Consider the following 21,050-nt stretch of genomic DNA (forward strand, 5'->3'; position numbering starts at 1 on the left):
TAATTTTTATTAGTTTTACTTTGATGCGTCGCTCCCTTAGTCTGTGTCCAAACTTTCCGGGAGCGGTACGTGTTCAACTTCAGCGTTTATCTGTCTGCCCTTGGGCTATCCATCGGGCAGATCGTCGGCATTGGGCCGCAGAATGCCTTCGTGCTGCGGCAGGGCATAGGCCGCAGCCACATCCTGCCCATCATCGTCATCTGCATCGTCGCCGACGTGTTTCTGATCGCCTGCGGGGTGATGGGGGTGGGCAAGCTGCTCAACGCCATTCCCGGCTTCATCGTCACCGTGACCTGGCTGGGCGCGGGCTTCATCCTGTGGCTGGGCTACAAGGCCTTCCGTTCCGCGCTGACGCCGGGCGCGATGTCGCTGGCCGGCGGCGTGGAGCGGGACCGCAAGCGCGCCATCCGCACCGTGCTGGCGGTGACCCTGCTCAATCCCTATACCTGGCTGGACACCGTGGTGTTGATCGGCGGCGTGTCCGCCATCTACGGCGAGAGCGCCGCGCCGTCCTTCCTCTTGGGCAGCCTCAGCGCCTCGGTGCTGTGGTTCGGCGGCATCGGCTGCTTCGCCGGCAAGCTGGCCCCCTTGTTCCAGCGGCCGCAAAGCTGGCGGGTGCTGGATTGCGTGATTGGTCTGGTGATGTTGTTCACCGCCTTCATGTTGTTGCGCAATTACGGTTTTGAAGGGATGGCCTGAGCAGCTGAGACGGCGTTTGACGCGCGTTTTTTTGAAAGTGACGGCTTGCTTTTGGGCAACCCGTCACTTTTTCATATGCGGTTTGTCGTGACAAGGTAATTTTTCACTGCGTAAATATTCATTTGGAATTGCAAAATAACTTTGTAAATACCAAATCATTTACCATAACTAAATCTCCGTTGTGAACAACATAAGGAGAGTTAGTCATGAAAGCTTTGATTCAAGCCAGTCTGATGGCGGTTTCCGTGTTGGGCGGTCTGTCTTCCCCGGTGGTGGCAGCCCCGGTGAACAACAGTTATCTCCAGTCCAGCGCCAATGAGATCCGCGGCTTCCTCGGCGGCTACGCGCGGCCGACGGTCTACGTCAACCAGTATGCCTGCCGCGAGCCTCAACTCAGCGCGATGGCGTGCGGTCCTTACACCATCAGCGTGGGCACCGGCTTCCTGCAGCAGCAGGAAAACAGCTATGGCAACTATGTGGCCAAGTTCATCCTGGCGCACGAATGGGGCCATTCCATCCAGTTCACCCATAACATCTACCGTCAGGCGCCGATGCAGGAGCTGCAGGCCGACTGCGTGGGCGGCACTTTCGCCAAGTACGCTGAAACCAATCTGCGTTATCCGAGCTTCATCGAGAACGCGGTGGCTTCGGCGCGCAACGCCGCCGATTACGGCGAGCACGGCACGCCGTCGCAGCGCGATTACTATTCGCGCTACGGCCACGCCAACGGCCTCAACGCTTGCCTGAACTCGATCTGATCGATAATGGGCAAGCGAGCGTGGGGGCTGGCCGGCGGGCTGGCCTTGCTGGGCTTGGCCTGGCTCAGCCTGCCTGAGCCGGTCCGCGCGCGGCTGGGTCTGAGCGAGCCGGCGCCGGAGGCTCCTGCGGCCTTTGTCGCCGCTCAGTCGGGGACTGCCGCGCCGGCCAAGGGCGCCGGTCCGGCGCGGGCTTACCAGGGCCTGAGCTTCGCGGTGGGCGACGGCCCGCCGCCGGCCGCGGCCCCGGCGGAGCCCTTGCCGGAGAGCAAGGCCGAACGCCAGCGCAAGCAGGCCTTGCGCCAGCTGGGCTATGCCATCGACGAGCGCTTCTACCGGATGTCCCTGGCCGACTTGCGCAAGCTGGCCGCCGCCGGCAATGTCCAGGCCCTGACCCATCTGGCCGAACGCTATTTGTTCGAGCTGGACGGCAAGCCGCAGCGGCCGGGCTTCGAGCCGGAGATGCGTTACCGCGAGGAGGCGCGCGCCGCCTTGCAGCAAGCGTATCGGCTGGGCAACCGGCATGCGGCGGCGATGATCTCCGAGAGCTATCTGCTGGAGCGGCAGCCCTTGGAGGCCGCGGCCTGGAATCTGGTGGCGCGGCGAGCCGGGGACGCGCTGAGCGCGGACTGGTTTCTGACCACCAAGGACTACCGGCAGTTGAACGCCGGGCAGAAAGCCGCGGCGGCGGAGCGGGCCGAGCAGATCTGGCGCGAACTGCATCCGGGCGCGGTTCAGTCCAAGGGCTAGCGGTCGCAAAAAACCGGCGACATCCGCAAGGGTGTCGCCGGTTTTCTCCTTAGAGCCTGTTCAAAGTCTCGCGAGCAATGGCGAGACAAGGCGAAAACAAGCGAAAAAGCGGAATGTACAAGTGGTACATGAGCATTTTGAGGATGTTTTCAACGCCGTATCGCCGAAGCACAGCAGACTATGAACAGGTTCCTAGCCGAAGCTTGGCGTTATCCACGCCCTTGTCCAACAATTCCGCTGGAGCGCAGCGGACTTTGACACGTTTTTACTGCGCGTCGGCGGCCAGGCCGGCCACCAGATCCTCGCGGGTGATCAGGAAGACGAAGCCGTCGCCGCTTTCGGTTTCCATCCACATGAAGGGCAGGGTGGGGAAGCACTCTTCCAGCATGTCGCGGTTGTGGCCGATTTCCACCAGCAGCACGCCCTTGTCGTTCAGGAAGTCCGGCGCGCGGCGCAGGATTTCGCGGGTGGCGTCCAGGCCGTCTTCGCCGGAGCCCAGCGCCAGTTCCGGTTCGTGCAGGTATTCCGGCGGCAAGGCGTCCACCGATTCGGCGTCGACATAGGGCGGGTTGGAGATGATCAGATCGTACTTGTCCTCGATGCCCTCGAACATATCGGTGTGGATGAGCTGCACGCGCTCGTCCAGGCCGTAGTTCTGCACATTGATGGCCGCCACTTCCAGCGCGTCCAGCGAGATGTCCACCGCGTCGATTTCCGCGTCCGGGTAGTGGTGAGCCAATTGAATCGCCAGGCAGCCGGAGCCGGTGCACAGATCCAGCGCGCGTTGGACCAGCTCCGGGTGTTCGATCCACGGCTGCAGCGGCTCGCCCAGCAGTTCGTAGATGAAGGAGCGCGGCACCAGCACGCGTTCGTCCACGTAGAAGTTGAAATCGCCCTGCCAGGCTTCGTGGGTCAGATAGGCCACCGGCACGCGCTGTTCGGCGCGGCGCTCGATCATGTCGATCACGTCCTTGACCTCGGTGGGCAGCAGCTTGGCGTCCAGGAAGGGCTCGAGCTGGTCCACCGGCAGCTTGAGCGCGGACAGCGTCAGATAGGCGGCTTCGTCGTAGGCGTTCTGGGTGCCGTGGCCGTAGAACAGGCCGGCGTCGTTGAAGCGGGACACGGCGAAACGCAGCAGGTCGCGCAAGGTGTTGAAGCTGGATGCAGCCTGGGCGTACATGGTTTTCCTTTCAATACAACAGGGACATGGCGGCGGCCATGTCCCCGGCGGTGTGGGTTCGCGCTCGCGCGGAGCGCGGTCAATGTGGCTGGGCCGTCGGCGTCAGAACGGCAGCTTGGCGTCGGTGGCGGTGCCCAGCACGCGGCGGAAGTCGCCCTTGATGCGTTCCAGCGCCGCGTCGTTGTCGGCCTCGAAGCGCAGCACGATCACCGGCGTGGTGTTGGAGGCGCGCGCCAGGCCGAAGCCGTCCTTGTATTCCACGCGCAGGCCGTCCAGGGTGTTGACCTCTTCGGCGTCGTCGAAGCGGGCGGAAGCCTGCAGCTTGGCGATCAAGGCGTGGTTTTCGCCTTCCTTGGCCATTTTCAGATTCAATTCCGGCGTGGACACCGCATTGGGCAGCGCGTTGAGCAGTTCGCTCGGGTCGTCCACACGGGACAGCACTTCCAGCAGGCGGGCGCCGGCGTACATGCCGTCGTCGAAGCCGTACCAGCGCTCCTTGAAGAAGACGTGGCCGCTCATCTCGCCGGCCAGCAGCGCGCCGGTTTCCTTGATCTTGGCCTTGATGAAGCTGTGACCGGTGCGCGCCATCACCGGCACGCCGCCGTTCTGTTTGATCCAGGGCTTGAGCAGACGGGTGGATTTCACGTCGTAGATGATCTTGGCCTTGGGGTTGCGCTCCAGCACGTCGGCGGCGAACAGCATCAGCTGGCGGTCCGGCCAGATGATGGCGCCGTCCTTGGTCACCACGCCCAGGCGGTCGCCGTCGCCGTCGAAGGCCAGGCCGATTTCGGCGTCGGTCTTCTGCAGCGCGTCGATCACGTCCTGCAGGTTTTCCGGCTTGGCCGGATCCGGGTGGTGATTGGGGAAATTGCCGTCCACGTCGCAGAACAGCTCGCGCACGCGGCAGCCCAGGCGGCGGAACAGCACCGGGGCGAAAGCGCCGGGCACGCCGTTGCCGCAGTCCACCACGATGTTGAGCGGGCGCTCCAGCTTGATGTCGGAGGTGATGCGGTCCAGATAGGCTTCCGCGATGTCGTGGGTGCCGTAGCCGCCCTCGCCGCTGGCGAGATCGCCGTCGACGATGCGCTGGTACAGCTTCTGGATGTCGTCGCCGGCCAGGGTGTTGCCGGCCAGCATCATCTTGAAGCCGTTGTAGTCCGGCGGATTGTGGCTGCCGGTGACCATGACGCCGGACACCGAACCCAGCTCGTGAGCGGCGAAGTACAGCATGGGGGTGGCGACGCGGCCGACGTCGATCACGTCGACGCCGGCGGCCTGGATGCCTTCGGCCAGCGCCTGGCACAGGTCCGGGCCGGACAGGCGGCCGTCGCGGCCGACCACAACGGTTTTCACTTTGCGGGCCTTGGCTTCGGACCCGACGGCCTGGCCGATCTGGCGGGCGACTTCATTGGTCAGAGTCTTGCCGACGATGCCGCGGATGTCATAGGCCTTGAAGATGTCTTTGGACAGTTTGCTCATGGCGTTCTTATGCAATCGAAATGAAAGAGGCGCGCGGAGCGGCGGTGCTCCGCGTCGGAAATTAGGGGCTCAGGCGGCCAGCGCGGCGCTCAGGCTGATCAATTGGTCCAGCTTGGCGCGCGCCTGTCCGGAGTCGAGCGCTTCGCGCGCCATGGTAACACCGTCGGCCAGGGTAGGGGAAACGCCGGCCGTGTAGATGGCGGCGGCGGCGTTGAGGCAGACGATGTCGCGCGCCGGGCCGGCTTGGCCGTCAAGCACCGACAGCAGAATGTCGCGCGAGGCGGCGGCGGTGTCCGCGCGCAACTGCTTGAGTTCGGCGAAGTCCAGGCCCAGTTCGCGCGGGTCCAGCTCGTACTCTTCGATTTGCCCGTTCTTTAGTTCAGCCACCATGCTGGGGCCGGATAGGGTCAGCTCGTCCAGGCCGTCCAGGCCGTGCACGATCAGCGCGTGGCGGCTGCCCAGCTGTTTCAGCACCCGCGCCTGGATGCCCACCAGGTCCGGGTGGAACACGCCCATCAACTGGTTTTCGGCGTCGGCCGGATTGGTCAGCGGCCCCAGGATGTTGAAGATGGTGCGGGCGCCCAGCTCCTTGCGGATGGGGGCCACGTGGCGCATCGCGGTGTGGTGGTTGGGGGCGAACATGAAGCCGATGCCGATTTCGTCGACGCAACGGCCCACTTGCTCGGCGTTCAAGCTCAGCTTGACGCCCAGCGACTCCAGCACGTCGGCGCTGCCGGAGCTGGACGACACCGAGCGGCCGCCGTGCTTGGCCACGCGGGCGCCGGCCGCCGCGGCGACGAAGGCGGAGGTGGTGGAGATATTGAAGGTATGCGATTTGTCGCCGCCGGTGCCGCAGGTGTCCACCAGGTGGTCGCGTTGGCTGATGGGCACCGGGGTGGCGAACTCGCGCATCACCGTGGCGGCGGCGGCGATTTCCAGCACCGACTCCACCTTGACGCGCAGGCCGATCAGGATGGCCGCGGTTTGCGCCGGCGTCAGTTCGCCGCGCATGATCTGGCGCATCAAGTCCAGCATTTCGTCATAGAACAGCTCGTTGCCGTCGATCAGACGGTTCAGCGCGGCCTGCGGGGTAATCATCGGGGGAGTCCTTTTGCTTGCGTGGGCGGCGTCGCGCGAAGGCTCGCCGTCCGGTGATTCAATTGCCGGCGTGCGCCGCCAGTTGGGAGAGGCGCTGCTCGATCAGATCGACGCGGCAGGCGGTCCGCGCCTGATCCGCGCCGTTGCCGCTGGCGTAGCTGCTGGCCACCCAGCGGCACTGCTTGTCCAGATAGGTCTTGAAGGCGCGGCCGGATTGGCTGAGCGCCAGCCGGGCGCGGTAGCGGTTGCCGGTGATCTGGTCCAGTTCGCGCATCGCCGCGGCGGCCTGGTTCTCGCCGCGGCTCAGCTCGGCCTCGGCCTTGCTCAAGCGCTGTTGCAGACAGACGGACACGGCCGGGCTTTGCGCCTCGGCCCGCATGCAGTCGTCCAGCGCGCCGGCCTGCGCCGCGCTGGACAGAGTCAGTGCGGCGCTCAGCATCAACATCCTCTTCATCAGGCGAACTCTTTCAGGAAGTTGTCCAGCATCGCGTGGCCGTGATCGGTGAGGATGGATTCCGGGTGGAACTGCACGCCTTCGATCGGCAGCGTCTTGTGGCGCACGCCCATGATTTCGCCGTCGTCGGTCCAGGCGGTGACGTCCAGGCAGTCCGGCAGCGTCTCGCGCTCGATCACCAGCGAGTGATAGCGGGTGCAGGTCACGGGATTGGGCAGGCCGCGGAACATGCCGACATCGCGGTGTTTGACCGGCGACACCTTGCCGTGCATCAGTTGTTTGGCGTGGACGATGCGGCCGCCGAAAGCCTGGCCTATGCCCTGATGGCCCAGGCATACGCCCATGATGGGCAGTTTGCCGGCGAAGTGCCGGATGGCCGGCACCGATACGCCGGCTTCGTTGGGTGTGCAGGGGCCGGGGGAGATCACCAGGTATTTGGGCTGCAGCGCTTCGATTTGCTGCAAGCCGATTTCGTCGTTGCGGAACACCTTGACCTCCTGGCCCAGTTCGCCGAAGTACTGGACCAGGTTGTAGGTGAAGGAGTCGTAGTTGTCGATCATCAATAGCATGTTTGGCTTAAACCTTTGATTTCACTGGCCTTAAAGGGTTTGCCAGCTATTTGATGCCTCCGGCGGCGTCCGCGCGTTTGAGCGCGGGCCGAACGGGGAGGCGGTTGGAGCATGAGAATCAATATACCGGATCGGGCAAAAGTGCGCAGCTAGCTTGGCGGCCTGCCTATCTGGCGATCGGGTCAAGGTCCGTCGCCGCGGCCTGGCCGCGCTCCGCTCGCGCCAGATCGACGACGGCCTGGATCGCGGCCCTGGCCTGCGGGCTGTTGTGCCAGCAGCTGGAGCCCATCATGTCGGCGATCTGGCGGGTCAGCAAGGCAGGGTCCTGGTCCGCCAGTTGCGGCAAGGAAGAAAAGCCGATTTGCTCCAGCCTTGAAACCACGGTGGCGCCCACGCCTTTCAAAGCCACCATCTTGTCTTTTTCATTTGTGCTGAAACCCATGCGGCCTCCCGGTCTTGATTGCGGTCCACCTCACAGGATACACGCGCCGCGCGGTTTGAATGAGGGGCGGCGGAGATGTTTCGCGCCGATGCCGCTCTTAGAGCGTGTTTACGATCTCGCGAGCTAGAGGCGAAAACGGCTGAGAAAGCGGAATGTACAGGTGGTACATGAGCATTTCGAAGCGGTACTCGCCGTGTCACGTTTCACGACGCGCAGCGGATCGTAAACAGGTTCTTATTCCCAACTCATCGCCCAGGCGTACAGCGCAATCATCATCATGACTTCCATCATCAGGCTGCCCAGTATGAAGAGCAGGGGCATGAACAGCAGCGAGCCGTAATGCAGCACCAAGGCGGCGGCGAAATAATGCAGCGGCGCTTCCAGCAACAGATAGGCGAGGGACGCGCCGCTCAGGGCAAGCTTGTGCCAGAGCGGTTTTTCCAGCACGTGAAAGGTCAGCGCGTGCACCCAGGGCATCAAGAACAGCAAGGTCAGCACAAAGGTCAGGCAGGAGCTGTGATATTCGGGAAGCGAGTGGCTGAAGGCCGCCGGCAAGAAGGCGAAGTACACGCAGGCGCAAGCCTGGATGATGACGAACAAGCGCAGCAGATAGCGCAGCGGCATGTTTTCCGGGCTGATCAAAAACGACAGCAACAGCAGCAGCAAGCCGGCAAGCCCATTGCTCCACCATTGCCAGAACGAGGGCACCGAGGCCGGCAGATCCAGCCACGGCAGCCATAAACCCGGTATCCGCCCGTCCAGTATCTCCAGGCGGGAGAGCTGGGCGGGCACGCCGGTCGCCGCGATGCTCCACTCTGTAACCGCCTGCCAAAAGGCGAGCGTCTGCGGCAGGAAGGCGAGCAGCAAGAGATTGAACAGCAGCGGCAAGCCGAGGATTTCCAGCCAGCGCAGACGCCGGAACGGCTCGGTGCGCATGGCCCGGTGCAGGGAGATGCGCTCGCCGCCGTGACCGGTGTGGCGGACCGCCTTGAAGTGTTGCAGACGTTCTTGAAGGCTCATGGCAGGTTCCAGAACACGGCGGTGGTGATGCCGGAGCGGTCGTAATAAGGGCTGTGGTAGCGCTCGACCCCGACATGGATGCCCCAATGCCGGCCTATCCATTCCCTCCAGCTCAGTTGATAGAGCTGGCTGTCGAAGCTTTGCTTGGGCTGGTCGACGCCGATGGGCATATAGCCCTCGCCGCCGGCGTTGACGGCCAGGGTGATCAGGCGCCAGCGGTCGCGTCCATAGGTCACCGCGCCGTAAGCCTGCATCGAACTCACGCTGCCGGGATTGCTCAGCGTGCGGTGCACGCCGCCTTCCACCACCCAGGGCGAGTCGAAGTAATAAGCCATGCCCAGGGTCAGAATGCGGTCGCTATAGCCTTGGCGGTTGTCGTTGTAGGCCAGGCCGAAGGTGCTGACCAGATTGCGGCCGGGCAGCCATTTGCGGTTGAGGGCGGCGCCGTAATGGGTGCCGGGCCAGAAGGTGCCGCTGCTGCTGCGCCCCAATTCCAGCCGGCTGTACCAGTCCGGGTTGATGTCGTGGTTCCAGCCCGCGTTCAAGGCGATGCCGTGTTCGCCGAAACGGCTGTCCTGCTCCGCGATCCAGTCGAAGACGTTGCCGGCGTCGGTTTGCCATACCCCGGACAGATAGACGCCGTTCCAGGCGGGATTGTTTGCGGTGAGGCTGGAATGCTGTCCGCCGACTTCGATGCTGCGCGCCCAGGAGTACGGCTCCGGCGTCGAGGCTTCCGTCTCGACATCGGCGGCGGCCGGCGAGGCTTCGGCCGCCTCCGGGGCGGCGGCCTCGTCGGCGCGGGCTTGGCCGGCAAGGCAGCAGGCCAATAGGCAGAGGTGGGCGAGTGGTTTACTGAGCATGGCGGGTCTCCGTCGTGTCGCTCGTTGTTTGCAGATAGTCAAAGCGCAGGTCCTGCCCGGATTGGGCGCTGACGCGCCAGGCGTCCGGCAGCGCTTCTATCTCCGCTTTGCCGGAGCGCAGCACCGGTCTTGCCGAGCTTTTGGGCAGCAGCCAGCTTTGCCGCGCCAGGCTGCCTGGGTTGTGCGCGCTCACGCTGACCCAGGACGCGTCCCGGCCTTCCGCCGGCGCGACTTGCCATTGAGTCAGTTCGCGCTGGGACAGGAAGCGGGACAGCTGGGTCATCGTGTACCAGTGAAAAACGCCCTGGTCGCGCAGCGCCCGGGTTTGAGCCAGCCATTGCTTGACCGTCTGCTGATAGAAGTAGACGCCCGGCGGGTGGAAATAGACCAGGCGCGCCACCCGCTGTTGCACGGCGAAGCGGGTCATGTCCTGCAGCCAAAGCGTCATTTGCTCGCTGGGCAGCTTATTGCGCACCGCTTCTTCGAAGGAGGCGATGCCGCCGTTGGCCGATACCGGAAAGGCCCAGGGCCGGCCATGCATGTCGGCGGGGTCGATATAGGTCCGGGTGGGGCCCATGGACAGATCGCCCACATAGTAATAAGCCAGCACCCCGTGTTGGCGCAGCCAGGCGGTCACCCAGTCCGGATGGTGGCCGTTGGGCGCCGAATACTCGGTGAGCGCTTGCCGGGTGAGGTTTTCCAGGTCTTGCTTGTTGTTGGCGAGATAGGACGCCCACTGCTTGCCGTTGTGCTCGTTGATGTTGAAGGCGAAGTAGTTGTGCATCCAGCCGCCGTGCGCGCCGATGTCGTAACCCAGCGCCCGCAAGCGGCGAACCCAGTCCTGGGCTTGCGCGTTATGGGCAAGGTCCATGCCCCGGCGGTCGCCGGGCTGATTGGTGTCCGGACCGGTGGTGAAATGGACGGAATAGGGGCCTTGCTCGAGAAAGCCCAGTTTTTTCAGCAGGTCCAGATAGGGGATGGCGTTGGCGTCGTCCACGTGCCAGTTCATCACCAGGCCGCCGACGCCGTCCGGCACCGAGGCGAGCTGAGGCAGATGCAGCACTCGCGTATTGAAAAAGTTCAGATAGGACTGCAGCCACAGGCCGTCGGTGCGTATCTTGAGAAAGGTGACCGGCAGATTGACGAACAAGACTTTGCCGCGGCCGTAATCCCGCAGGCCGGCAATCAAGGTGCCGTCCGGGCCTTCGGCCAGCACCCGTCCCTGGAAAGAACCGCGGGTCGCCAGATAACTGAAGGCGGCCTGGTCGTAGCCGTAGGTCGAGGCCTGCAGCAAGGAGGGCTTGCCGCCGGCATAGGGCTGGAAGCGGCCGGGGGTGATGCCGAGTTCGGCCACCGCGGACGGCGACATCAGCATCAGGTCCCTGCGCACCATCTGCTTGCCCAGTTCCCGGTACAGCAGATAATCCACGCCCACCATGCGAGCGAGCGTCGGCTTGTCCAGAAAGCGGCCGCCAGCGTTTTCGCTGGCGGCGTCGTAATTGATCCATAAGGCGCCGCCCGCCTGCACGTATTCCTCCAGCACCCCGGCCAGCGCCGCGTCGACATGGCGGTGAATGGTGTCCGGCAAGATGATGCCGCGGATGCGGGCGCGTTGTTCCGGCTCCATGTCCACCAATTGGCTGGCGGTGATCTGCATCATCGCCACGCCGCCTTCGTTGGCCGCGTCCTGCCAGGCCAGCGCGTATTTGTTGCTGGCCGGCTTGTCGGGCAGCAATAGGGCGATGAAGGCCCTGGGCGGCGGCGTCCGGCTTGCGCTCAGCTTGTGCCAGATCGCGCTTGCCGCCAGCAATAGTCCAAGCAATAGGATGATGAACACCCAAAGAGGACATGATCGAATCTTGTTCATTCTTCCTGCCTTTGTTCTTGCTCCGCCGCTGTCGCCAGGCGGTGCGTCAATCCTTGAAAAACCGCTTCCTCCAGCACGTTCCAGCGCGGCGTTCCGCGCGCCGGCGCCGCCTGTCGCAGCCAGGCGCGCGCCGCGTCCTCGCGGCCGCCTCTCAGCGCGGCCAGGGCCAGCACGCCCCAGGGAAAGTCCAGATGAGCCTTGTCCTGGACAAGCCAGGGCCGGCCTTCGCCGCGCAGCCAGGCGTCGAAGGAGGCCTGCCCCGGCATCACCGGCAAATCCGCCATGTCGGGGAAGAGTTGCGCGGCGGCTTCCGGGTAGAAGGCGATGGGCGGGATGTCGCGGCTGGCGACGCGCCAACGCCGGGTTTTCGCCTCCCAAAAGGTCTTGGGCAGCGCCGCGGCCAGCTGGCGCATCCTCCGGCAGCTGGCGCCGGTGTTGACGCAGTCGTCGCGCAGCGCCGCGTAGACCTCGACGTTGTCCATCAGGTAAGCCAGCTTGGCGCCGGCTGTGTAATCGTAAACGCCGCTGCGCGCTTGCCTCAGCCGCCACAGCGCGCGCCGGGCGCGCGCCAGCGAGGCCTGCAGGGCCGGCGGCATTTCTTGTCGCCGGTAGCGTCGGTTCAGCAAGGAAATCCACATGGCCAGCGTGGAGTCGTCGGCGTCGGCGTCGGCCGCCCGACGCCAAACGCCATCGGCCTGGCGTTCGAAACGGGGAAAACTGCCGTTGCTTTCCTGTCTGGGCGCCAGCCACGCCGTCCAGGCGTCCGCGGCGGAGGCGATGGACAGGCCCAGCTCGTCGGCCGTCAGCAAGGCTTTCATCGCGAAATAAGGGTCGACATGGCGACCATGCGCTTGCAGCAGGATGGCGCCGTCCTCGTCTTGATAGCCGGGCCAGCTGAGCAGGCCGGCTGCGGCCTGTCCCGCCCCGCAGCACAAGGCCAGCAGCAGATAGAGACGCTTCATCATCCGCGCACCTTGCCACGGACGCGGGCCCAGATGGTGCCGTGCGCGCGCAGAGGCGGCGTCAGCAAGACCCGGCGCGAAGAAACGGTGTTGGGCGCGTCCGGCGCGCCCAGCGCGGAATGGGCGCCGATGGCGACGAGCCGGTCCGCCACGACCGGGCCCAGCAGCTGGCAGTGTTCCCGGCAGATGATGGAGTGGTCGGACACGACGGCGCCGGTCACGACCACACCGCGGGCCAGGCGCACCGGCCCGCTGGCCTTGACGCTGCCTTCTATCCGGCAGCCGGCGCGGATGCGCAAGCCGCCGCGCACCACCAGGTGGCCGCGCAACAAGCTGTTTGCCGGCAACTGGAAATCGCCGTCCACCACCGCCCGGCGCATTTCCGCGTTAAAGGGATGGGCCGCGGGCAAGCCGCCGATGTCCACCTCCCTGAGCGGCCCGGCCGCGGCCTGCTGCGGCGGCGCGTCTCCCAGGCGTATGTTTGCGGCTTGGATGCGCTGGAACAGGATGGGGCCGGCAATGTCCAGCGTTTCCTCCGCCACGGCCCGTCCGAACAGCTGGCTGTCCGGTTCGATGCGGACGTTCCGGGCGCCGGCCCAGCGCAGGATGGAGCTGCCTCGCCCCAGGCTCAGCTCGCCGTCGGCCAGGACGCTGCGCAGGATCGCGCCCGGTCCGGTGGCAATGTCGTCATCGCAATGGATTTCCTTCAGAAAGCTGAAGTGGGCGGGGATGCGCAACGCGCCCGCGGCCAAGACTTCTTCGTCCACGACGGGGCGGGGTGTTTGTCCGAGGGCTTCCAGGCGGGCGTTCCAGTCTTGCCGCCATTCGTCCGAGTCCAGCGCGTCCAGCCGCTGCCGATAGTTGCGGGCGAAGACGTTGGCTGTGCCGATATGCAGCCGGTTGATGCCCAGCGCGGAGGTGTCGGTCTTGCGCAGCAATTCCAGCAGGCCGGGCAAGAGCGGCAGGGCGACCAGCGGCGCGACGCCCAAGATATAGATCAAGGCCATCATCCCGGCTGCCTCCGATAACGCTTGGTTTTGTCCCAATGCAGCGTTCTGTTTTTCTTGAAGGGTTCGATCAGCGACTGCTGCAGCGTGGCGCGGGAAATGGTGACCAGGCTGACGAGAAAACCCAGAATGGCGAAAGGCAAAATGCGCAGCCTTTTGCCGTTGCCGTCCAGATAACAGGCGACGCCGATCTCGAAGAAGGCGGCGAAATTGCCCATCGCGCTGTAGCAGACCAGGGCCAGGATCAGCAACACGCCGGGAGACGGCAACATGCTGTCGAAAAAGAACAGCAGCAGGGTAATGGCCCAGCCCAGCAGCAAGAGCGGGGACATGGCGTAAGTGCCCAGCAGCAGGAGCCCGTCCAGTTTTTCCCGCTTTTGCACCCCGCGGGTGCTCAGCAGGCGGCCGACGTGCCGCGCCAGCGCCTGGTTGTGGCCGCGCGTCCAGCGCATCAATTGCCGGATGCGCACCGGCCAGCTTTCCGGCACCTCCTCGTAACACTCGGAGCGATTGGTGTAGACCGTGAGCCAGCCGCCGATCAGCAGCCGGTAGGTCAGATCGGTGTCTTCGGCCAGCACGTCGTCGTGCCAGCCGCCCACGCTGTTGAGCGCGGCGACGCGGATGCCGCCGACCGTGCCGCCGTACTGCGGCACCAGTTTCATATTCATCCTGGCCTGCTGGTCCACCTGATAGCCGCCGGCGCGCTCCATGTCCAGCATGCGGGTCAGCAGATTGGCGCCCGGATTCAAGGGCACCACGCGGCCCATCACCGCGCCGACCTCGGGATCGAAAAACGGCGCGATCAATTGCTTGAGCAAGCCGCGGCTTGGCAGGTAATCGGCGTCGAAGACGATGAACAGCTCGGTGTCGATCAAGGCCGTCGCGTCCTTCAGCGCCGCGGCCTTGCCGGGCTTGCCCTGGCTGCGGTGGAAGGGCCTGATCACGTCCGGCCTGCGCGCCGCGATGCGGTCTATGATGGCGCGGGTGCCGTCCGTCGAGCGGTCGTTGACCGGCATGATGATCATTTGCCCCGGCGGGTAGTCGGATTCGAGCAAGGCCTCCATCGCATCGGCGATCACGGCCTCCTCGTTGTGCGCCGCGATGAAGACCGTGACTTTGGGCCAATGCGCCGTCTCAATGTCCAGATAAGGATGACGCTGATGGCCGAACAGCCGGTTCAAGGTGAAGGCCATATGCCGCGCCGCGTACACCATGATCAGGAGCACCACGCCATACAGCACCATGTTCAGCGCGCGCAAGGGCCAGATGAAGGGTTGGGCGCTGGCGCGCAGCAGCAGGGGGTCGTCCTCCTGGCTGACCGTGCGGCGGCGCGCTTCTTCGATCTGATCCAGGATCAGTTGCTGGGTATGGCGCAGGTCGACGTTGTCCGACGCCCCCTTGATGCTGACGGAGGGACGGACGGCGGCGGGGAGCGCGTCCGGGTCCATGGGCAGCGCCTCCATGGCGGCCCGGCTTTCCGACGACGCGGCCGCGCCGCGCCGGGAAGCGTGATGGCCGGCGGCGGCCGGCTCCTTGGCGGACCAGGCCGGCGAACAGAAAATCAGCAGGATCAGCCAGAGCAGGGCTCGCGGTGCCATTCCTATCTCCCCGGCGCGGAGGCGAGAGCGCTGGCGGCCTGCCGCGGGCGCGGCAAGGCGGAAAGAATGGCGGCGATGCGTCTGCCGGCGCTGCCGTCGCCATAGGGGTTGTGGGCTTGAGACATGCGCTGGTAAGCGGCCTGGTCGTCCAGCAAGGCGCTGGCGTGGCGGACGATAAGATCCGTTTCGGTGCCCACCAGCTTGGCGGTGCCGGCCGCGAGCGCTTCAGGCCTTTCCGTGGTGTCCCGGGTGACCAGAACCGGTTTGCCCAGCGCCGGCGCCTCTTCCTGTATGCCGCCGGAGTCGGTGATGATCAGGTGGCAACGGGCCATCAGGTAGACGAAGGGCAGGTATTGCAGCGGCTCGATCAGGTGAATGTTGCGCACCCGGGACAGCAGCGCGTACACCGGTTGGCGAACATTGGGATTCAAATGCACCGGGTAGACGATGTCCACGTCCGGGTAGCGTTCCGCCAATTGGACCAGCGCGCGGCAGAAGCTTTCGAACTTCTCGCCGAACTTCTCCCGGCGGTGGCCGGTGACCAGCACCACTCTCGCCTCCGGCCGCAGATAGGAGAAGGCGGCGGCGACGCCGGCCTTGAGCTCCGGCTGCTGCTCCAGCTTCTTCACCGTCAGCAGCAGAGTGTCGACGACGCTGTTGCCGGTGATGAAGATCCGCTCGGGATCGACCTTTTCATTGCGCAGATTGAGACAAGACTCCTCTGTCGGGGCGAAATGCCAGGACGCCAGAATATCGGTGACGCGGCGGTTCATCTCCTCCGGCCAGGGGGAGTACAAGTCTCCGGTCCGCAAGCCCGCTTCCACGTGTCCAATCGGAATCCTGCGGTAAAACGCCGCCAGGCTGGCGCCCAGCGTGGTGGCGGTGTCGCCGTGCACCAGCACGACGTCGGGCTGGACTTCCTCCAGCACCTTGTCGACGGTTTCCACCAGTCTGGCGGTCAAAGACGCCAAGCCCTGAGCCTGTTGCATCAGCTTCAGGTCGAAGTCCGGCTTGATCTCGAAAAAATCCAAGACCTGATCCAGCATCTCGCGGTGCTGGCCGGTCACGCACACTTTTGACGCCACGCCCGGGCAGTCTTGCAGCGCGTGGATCACGGGCACCATCTTGATGGCCTCCGGACGGGTGCCAAAGATTGTCAGTACAGTAAACATATTGTCTCCATTGCAGCGATTCCATGGCCTTGATACGGCTGACTTTGTTTGTTTTGTTAAAACTACTGTTTTTGTTTGTTTAAATTAAGCTAGCACAGGTTTCGCTAGAAACAAAGTTAAATATTTGTTTAAATCAATTGGTTTAATATTGAGCGAGTCAGTCGCCCGTTCGCCAGCGGGCCGAGGCCGTAGCGGATTGGGCGGATCCGCAGGCGTCGATCGCAGGATTCCGCCGGAATGCACCTGACCGAAGCGCTAGTGCCCGGGCCGGGATTACGGTGTGAAACTGCAATGGCATTTTTTTGTTAGCATGCGAGGACATATGCATGCGGGCGCTAATAACGTTTGAGAAGCGGGTCCGAAACGCCGGAGAGCGCAGTCGGCTTCAATCTGGGGAGTTGTGCCCATGGAAAAGAAACAATGTCTTCATTGCGGGTACTGGCGCGGCGACGCGCCGCGCGATAGGCGGGCGCCGGCTTACGCCTGCCCGCTGTGTCAGGCGCCTTATCAGGAAATGTATCCGCAGCCGTTGCCGCGGCGCGAGCCGGAAGCGGCGTCCCGGCTCAAATGGGCGCATGTGGGCGCGGTGATCGTCGTCCTGCTGGCCGGCGCGGCGGGCTTGACGTACATGGTCTGGCCCAGCCAGCAGCAGGCCGAGGCCAGGAACGAGGCGGAACTGAGGGAAATCGCCGGCGTGGTGTTGCCGGGCGCGGAGCAGGCCAAGGAGGAGCTGTGCGGCGGCGAGGCTTTCGCTGCCGGCGCTTTTTGCCGCTGGGCGCCGGAGCTGGCGGAGGTGGGGCGCCGGGCGACGCTGGCGCGGCACTGCATGGAGGTGGTCTCCGTCCGGATTCATCCGGGGAGCAAGAGCCCGGAACGGCCCGATTTCGCGGTGGGGTGCCGGGACGCCGCCGGGGAGATGATGGAAATGAGTTTCAACGAGGAGGACTTGAAGGCCGGCGGCGCGGCGCCGGCCGAGTAGGGCCCGTTCAAGTCTCGCGGCCCGGGCCTGGGGCGTAGCTTCGCCGTTTGAACAAGAGGGCGACGGCGATGAGCGCGGCCGGCAACAGCAGCATGCTGAAAATCCAGTCCGGGCGCACCTGCTGACGCATCAGCTCGGCGCCGGCCAGCACTCCGAAGATGGCGCCGCCGCGGCCGACGCCGTACATGCCGCCCACTCCGCTGGCGCGGCAGCGGGTTGGATAAAAGGCGGCGGACAGCGAGGCCAGCGCCGATTGCCCGCCGCCGGAGGCGAAGCCCATGCAGAACACCAGCAAGCCCAGCTGTCCGCCTTGCTCGCCCTGGGCGACGGCGGCGCCTATCGCCCAGGCCAGCAGGCCGGCGACGGCGAAGTTGGCCGCCAGCAGGCGGTGCGGCTCGGCGCGGCCCATCCACCAGCCCAGCAGAATGGAGCCGACGCCGCCGCCCAGCGGAAACAGCGCGCTGATCCAGGCGAAGCGGCTCAGCGAGAGGCCCGCCTCCTTCAACAGCAGCGGCATCCAGTTCACCACCAGGTAATAGATCAACATGCTCATGAAGCAGCTGAGCCAGAGCAGCAAGGTGCCGGCCGTCAAGGGCCGGCTCAGCACCGCGCGCAGGCCGGCGCGCGGCGCGTCGCCGTCGTCGCCCAGGCGGAAAGCGACGGCTTGCTCCAGTTCCGGCGTGGCGGCGAGGCGGCGCAGCCGCGCTTTAATCTCGTTGACTGAGCGCCGGCGCGCCGCCAGATAGCGCACCGATTCCGGCAGCCAGCGGTATAGCGCCAGCGCCAGCAGCAGCGGGAACACCCCGCCCAGCCACAGCGGCGCGCGCCAGCCGTAAGAGGGAATCAGCCAGCCGGCGCACAGGCCTCCGGCGCCGGCGCCCAGCGGAAAACCGCACAACATGGCGCTGACCAGCAGCGCGCGGCGTCGCGCCGGGCTGTATTCGGACAGCAGGGTGATGGTATTGGGCAGCGCCGCGCCCAGGCCGATGCCGGTGAACAGGCGGTAGACGGTGAGCGCGTTCAGCGAGTCCGCCGCCGCGGTCAGCAGGCTGCCGACGCCGAACAGCAGCGTCGACGCGATCACCGCGGGCTTGCGGCCCAGGCGGTCGGCCAGCGGCCCGCCCAGCAAGGCGCCGCCGGCCAGGCCGAACAGGGCGGCGCTGAGCGCCTGGCCCAGCTGCGGCTTGCTCAGCCCCCACTGCTCCATCAGCGCGGGTGCAATGTAGGACAGGGCCGCCAGGTCGTAGCCGTCGGCGAACATGACCAGAAAGCACAGCGTCAGCAAGACGGCGTGAAAGGGTCCCAGGCGGCTTCGGTCGATGAAGCGGTCAACATCCAGGGCGGCGGACATGGCGGCGTTCTCCCGGCGCGTCACAGCTTGACGCAGACATTGCTGATGTCGGAGTAGAAATCCAGCGAATGGCGGCCGCCTTCGCGGCCGAGGCCGGACAGCTTGCTGCCGCCGAAGGGGGTGCGCAGATCGCGCGCGTACCAGGCGTTGACCCAGACGATGCCGACCTGGACGCGCCGCGCCAGCCTGTGGGCGCGGTCCAGCCGCTGAGTCCACAGCGCGCAGGCCAGGCCGTAGGGACTGTCGTTGACGCGGCGCAGGATCTCCTCGTCGTCGTCGAAGGGCGCGATGTGGCAGACCGGGCCGAAGATTTCCTCGCGCACGCAGCGGGCGTGGTCAGGCAGGCCGGTCCAGATCGTCGGGCGCACATAAGCGCCTTGATCGCGCGCGTCGCCGAACTGCGGCGTTTCGCCGCCGGTCACCACCGCCGCGCCTTCCTCGCGCGCCAGCGTGAAATAAGACAGCACCTTCTCGCGGTGCTGGCGCGACACCAGCGGGCCCAGGTCCACGCCGTCCTCGTCCGGATAGCCCAGTTTCAGGCCCTCGGCGCGGGCTTTCAGCGCGGCGACGAAGCGTTCGAAGATAGGGCGCTCCACATAGACCCGCTCGGTGCACAGGCAGACCTGCCCGGTATTGAAGAAGGACGATCTGGCCACCCCGGCCACCGCCGCGTCGAAATCGGCGTCGGCGAACACCACGGCGGCGTTCTTGCCGCCCAGCTCGAAGGAGATGTCTTTCACGCCGTCGGCCACCGCCTTCATGATGGCGCTGCCGGTGCGCGATTCGCCGGTGAAGGATACGGCGCTGATTTGCGGCGCGCGGGTCAGGTGTTCCCCGGCGGAGCCGGGGCCGAAGCCGTGCACCAGATTGAACACGCCGGCGGGAACGCCGGCCGCGTCCATCACCTCGGCCAGCAGGGCGGCCGACGACGGCGTTTCCTCGGAGGGCTTGCACACCACGGTATTGCCCATCGCCAGCGCGGGGCCCAGCTTCCAGGTCAGCAGCAACAGCGGCAGGTTCCACGGCGCGATCACCGCCACCACGCCCAGCGGCTTGCGCACGGTGTAGTTGAACAGCAGGCCGCCGTCGGCCTGCGGCGTTTCGCAGCAGTCGTCCACCTGGGCGACGGCGAGATCGGCGAAGGTCCGGAAATTGGCGATGGCGCGCGGCAGGTCCAAGGTGCGCGCCAGGTGCAGCGGCCGGCCGGTGTCGGCCACCTCGGCGGCGACGAAGTCGTCGAAACGCGCCTGGATGCCGTCGGCCACCTTGTGCAGCAGCGCGGCGCGCTCCGGCGCGCTATAGCGGCCCCAGGGCCCTTGCAGCGCGTTGCTGGCGGCCTGGACGGCGCGGGCCACCTGGACGGCGTCGGCTTCTACCGCCTGGTTCAACAGCCGGCCGTCCACCGGGCTGATATTGTCGAAGCGCTGGCCTTCCTCTTCGAATCGGCCATTGATGTACAGCGGCAGCAGGGCGGGGCGGCTCATGGTTTCTATCCTCGTCAACGGGGGTGGACGCCGCGGTCTTAGAACCTGTTTACGATCTGCTGCGCGTCGGCGATACGGCGTTGAAAATGGTTTCGAAATGCTCATGCACCGTCTGTACACTCCGCTGTCTCAACCGTTTTCGCCTTGTCTCGCCTTAGCTCGCGAGATCGTAAACACGTTCTTAAGGGGCGACGCAATATTGGCGAGTGTAGGAAAGGCGGCCTTGGGCGCGAAAATGAATAAATCGAGTCTTGCTATTCCGCGCGCTTATACCTGATCCGCCGCGTCCAGCGCGGCGGCGGCCAGTTTCAGGCTGTCTATCATCTGCCGGGCCGCCGGCGTCAGCGGCTTGTCGGCGCGCACCGAGTAGCCGACGGCGGTGGGCGGCCCCACCTCGTCCAGCGGCAGCACCGCCAGCAGCTTGGCGGCGGCGAAGCGGCGCGCCGCCAGCCGCGGCATCAGCCCCAGGCAGTCCGAATCCACCAGCAGATTGACATTGGTCAGCAGGGACAGCGATTCCAGCAGATTGTCCGGCAGCGGGAGGCCGGCGTCGTGGAAGAACTGCTCGGCCACCAGGCGGGCCGGCGAATCCGGCGGCGGCAGAATCCACGGCCAGTCGCGCAGTTCGGCCAGGCGGGACGGCGGCGCGGCCAGCAGCGGATGGTGGCCGCCGGCCACGATGCACAGCCGGTTCAGATAGAGCGGCTGGTGGCGCAAGGGCAGTTTGCGGGTGAGCGGTGCTTCCGGGTCCGGCAGGCGGCCCACCACCAGGTCCAGTTCGCCGGCGGCCAGCGCCGGGAACAGATAATCCTGCGGTCCCTCGCGCACGGTGACCAGCAGCTTGGGCGCGTGGGCCTTCAGCCGCAGGATGGCCTGCGGCAGCAGGCTGGCGCTGGCGGAGATCTGGGTGCCGATGATGACATGGCCGCAAATGCCGCCCTTGAAGGCGTTGATCTCGTCGGTCAGATAGCGCAGCTCGGCGATCACCGCCTTGACGCGCTCGCCCAGCAGCAGCCCGTATTCGGTGGGCGTCACGCCGCGGTTGCCGCGCAGGAAGAGCACGGTGTCCAGCTGCTGCTCCAGCTCGCGTATCGCCTTGGTCACCGCCGGCTGGGTCAGGTGCAGCTCGCGCGCGGCGCGGGCGATGGACTGGCAGCGCAGCACCCGGTCGAACACCAAGAGCGGCCGCAGCTTGAGCCGGTTCAACACCATATCGTGAACGGAAAAGGGCGTGAGAGGGTCCATCGGCGCTCCTGTGCGGTTGGGACGGCGCGGCAGAAGACTATGGCATAACTTTAGGGAATAGCAGAAGCCCGGATATTCA

20 protein-coding genes are annotated in these 21,050 nt (G+C 65.5%); 4 read left to right on the forward strand and 16 right to left on the reverse strand.

Going from position 1 to position 21,050, the window contains the following annotated elements:
• Positions 1–69 precede the first annotated feature (69 nt).
• The 3 genes from NK214_RS01920 to NK214_RS01930 all read left to right on the forward strand — a co-directional run bounded on the left by NK214_RS01920 (position 70) and on the right by NK214_RS01930 (position 2,204).
• On the forward strand, positions 70–699 hold the full coding sequence (locus NK214_RS01920) for a LysE/ArgO family amino acid transporter (protein ID WP_107798907.1): 630 nt from the start codon (positions 70–72) through the stop codon (positions 697–699).
• A 206-nt stretch (positions 700–905) separates the two neighbouring features.
• The gene (locus tag NK214_RS01925) at positions 906–1,457 is read left to right on the forward strand and encodes a hypothetical protein (RefSeq protein WP_107798908.1); all 552 of its coding nucleotides are present in this window, start codon (positions 906–908) and stop codon (positions 1,455–1,457) included.
• Positions 1,458–1,463: 6 nt separating this feature from the next.
• Entirely contained in the window at positions 1,464–2,204 is a 741-nt protein-coding gene (locus tag NK214_RS01930) for a hypothetical protein (RefSeq protein ID WP_253313656.1), read from the forward strand.
• Positions 2,205–2,469: 265 nt separating this feature from the next.
• Here NK214_RS01930 and prmB read toward each other — a convergent pair whose 3' ends face one another.
• The 13 genes from prmB to wecB form a co-directional block, all read right to left on the reverse strand.
• Positions 2,470–3,384: a 50S ribosomal protein L3 N(5)-glutamine methyltransferase gene (prmB, locus tag NK214_RS01935; protein WP_107798910.1), complete on the reverse strand. Its 915-nt coding sequence runs from the start codon at positions 3,382–3,384 to the stop codon at positions 2,470–2,472.
• Between the two features lie 102 nt (positions 3,385–3,486).
• Positions 3,487–4,863, reverse strand: coding sequence for a phosphomannomutase/phosphoglucomutase (locus NK214_RS01940; RefSeq protein ID WP_253313657.1), 1,377 nt, complete (start codon positions 4,861–4,863; stop codon positions 3,487–3,489).
• Positions 4,864–4,932: 69 nt separating this feature from the next.
• Positions 4,933–5,961, reverse strand: a complete 1,029-nt coding sequence (gene trpD / locus NK214_RS01945) for an anthranilate phosphoribosyltransferase (RefSeq protein ID WP_107798912.1) — start codon at positions 5,959–5,961, stop codon at positions 4,933–4,935.
• A 58-nt stretch (positions 5,962–6,019) separates the two neighbouring features.
• Positions 6,020–6,415 (reverse strand): lysozyme inhibitor LprI family protein, encoded by a 396-nt coding sequence (locus NK214_RS01950; RefSeq protein WP_253313658.1) that lies wholly within the window; start codon positions 6,413–6,415, stop codon positions 6,020–6,022.
• Positions 6,415–6,984, reverse strand: a complete 570-nt coding sequence (locus tag NK214_RS01955) for an aminodeoxychorismate/anthranilate synthase component II (RefSeq protein WP_107798914.1) — start codon at positions 6,982–6,984, stop codon at positions 6,415–6,417. Before NK214_RS01955 ends, NK214_RS01950 begins: the two co-directional genes overlap by 1 nt.
• 166 nt (positions 6,985–7,150) lie before the next feature.
• Positions 7,151–7,426: a recombinase RecA gene (locus NK214_RS01960; RefSeq protein WP_253313659.1), complete on the reverse strand. Its 276-nt coding sequence runs from the start codon at positions 7,424–7,426 to the stop codon at positions 7,151–7,153.
• A 234-nt stretch (positions 7,427–7,660) separates the two neighbouring features.
• Complete coding sequence (locus NK214_RS01965) at positions 7,661–8,446, reverse strand: hypothetical protein (RefSeq protein WP_107798918.1); 786 nt, start codon at positions 8,444–8,446, stop codon at positions 7,661–7,663.
• Complete coding sequence (locus NK214_RS01970; protein ID WP_107798919.1) at positions 8,443–9,306, reverse strand: YaiO family outer membrane beta-barrel protein; 864 nt, start codon at positions 9,304–9,306, stop codon at positions 8,443–8,445. Before NK214_RS01970 ends, NK214_RS01965 begins: the two co-directional genes overlap by 4 nt.
• On the reverse strand, positions 9,296–11,173 hold the full coding sequence (locus NK214_RS01975) for a polysaccharide deacetylase family protein (protein WP_253313660.1): 1,878 nt from the start codon (positions 11,171–11,173) through the stop codon (positions 9,296–9,298). The genes NK214_RS01970 and NK214_RS01975 overlap by 11 nt, the downstream gene beginning before the upstream one ends.
• Complete coding sequence (locus NK214_RS01980; RefSeq protein ID WP_253313661.1) at positions 11,170–12,138, reverse strand: hypothetical protein; 969 nt, start codon at positions 12,136–12,138, stop codon at positions 11,170–11,172. Before NK214_RS01980 ends, NK214_RS01975 begins: the two co-directional genes overlap by 4 nt.
• Positions 12,135–13,145 carry a hypothetical protein gene (locus NK214_RS01985; protein WP_227103253.1) on the reverse strand — a complete coding sequence of 337 codons (1,011 nt, stop codon included), beginning with the start codon at positions 13,143–13,145 and terminating at the stop codon, positions 12,135–12,137. Before NK214_RS01985 ends, NK214_RS01980 begins: the two co-directional genes overlap by 4 nt.
• Entirely contained in the window at positions 13,142–14,740 is a 1,599-nt protein-coding gene (locus NK214_RS01990) for a glycosyltransferase family 2 protein (RefSeq protein WP_235088510.1), read from the reverse strand. The genes NK214_RS01985 and NK214_RS01990 overlap by 4 nt, the downstream gene beginning before the upstream one ends.
• Before the next feature lie 2 nt (positions 14,741–14,742).
• The gene (wecB, locus tag NK214_RS01995) at positions 14,743–15,912 is read right to left on the reverse strand and encodes a non-hydrolyzing UDP-N-acetylglucosamine 2-epimerase (RefSeq protein WP_235088516.1); all 1,170 of its coding nucleotides are present in this window, start codon (positions 15,910–15,912) and stop codon (positions 14,743–14,745) included.
• 406 nt (positions 15,913–16,318) lie between these two features.
• Between wecB and NK214_RS02000 the strand changes: the two genes are divergently transcribed.
• On the forward strand, positions 16,319–16,891 hold the full coding sequence (locus NK214_RS02000; protein ID WP_253313662.1) for a hypothetical protein: 573 nt from the start codon (positions 16,319–16,321) through the stop codon (positions 16,889–16,891).
• Between the two features lie 7 nt (positions 16,892–16,898).
• On the opposite strand, the gene NK214_RS02005 is transcribed toward NK214_RS02000, so the two are convergent.
• The 3 genes from NK214_RS02005 to NK214_RS02015 all read right to left on the reverse strand — a co-directional run bounded on the left by NK214_RS02005 (position 16,899) and on the right by NK214_RS02015 (position 20,971).
• Complete coding sequence (locus NK214_RS02005; protein ID WP_253313663.1) at positions 16,899–18,242, reverse strand: MFS transporter; 1,344 nt, start codon at positions 18,240–18,242, stop codon at positions 16,899–16,901.
• Between the two features lie 20 nt (positions 18,243–18,262).
• Complete coding sequence (locus NK214_RS02010; RefSeq protein WP_253313664.1) at positions 18,263–19,726, reverse strand: 2-hydroxymuconic semialdehyde dehydrogenase; 1,464 nt, start codon at positions 19,724–19,726, stop codon at positions 18,263–18,265.
• Positions 19,727–19,993: 267 nt separating this feature from the next.
• Positions 19,994–20,971 carry a LysR substrate-binding domain-containing protein gene (locus NK214_RS02015; protein WP_107798927.1) on the reverse strand — a complete coding sequence of 326 codons (978 nt, stop codon included), beginning with the start codon at positions 20,969–20,971 and terminating at the stop codon, positions 19,994–19,996.
• Positions 20,972–21,050 lie beyond the last annotated feature (79 nt).

This window comes from Chromobacterium sp. S0633, from assembly GCF_024158805.1.
Classification (GTDB): Bacteria; Pseudomonadota; Gammaproteobacteria; order Burkholderiales; family Chromobacteriaceae; genus Chromobacterium.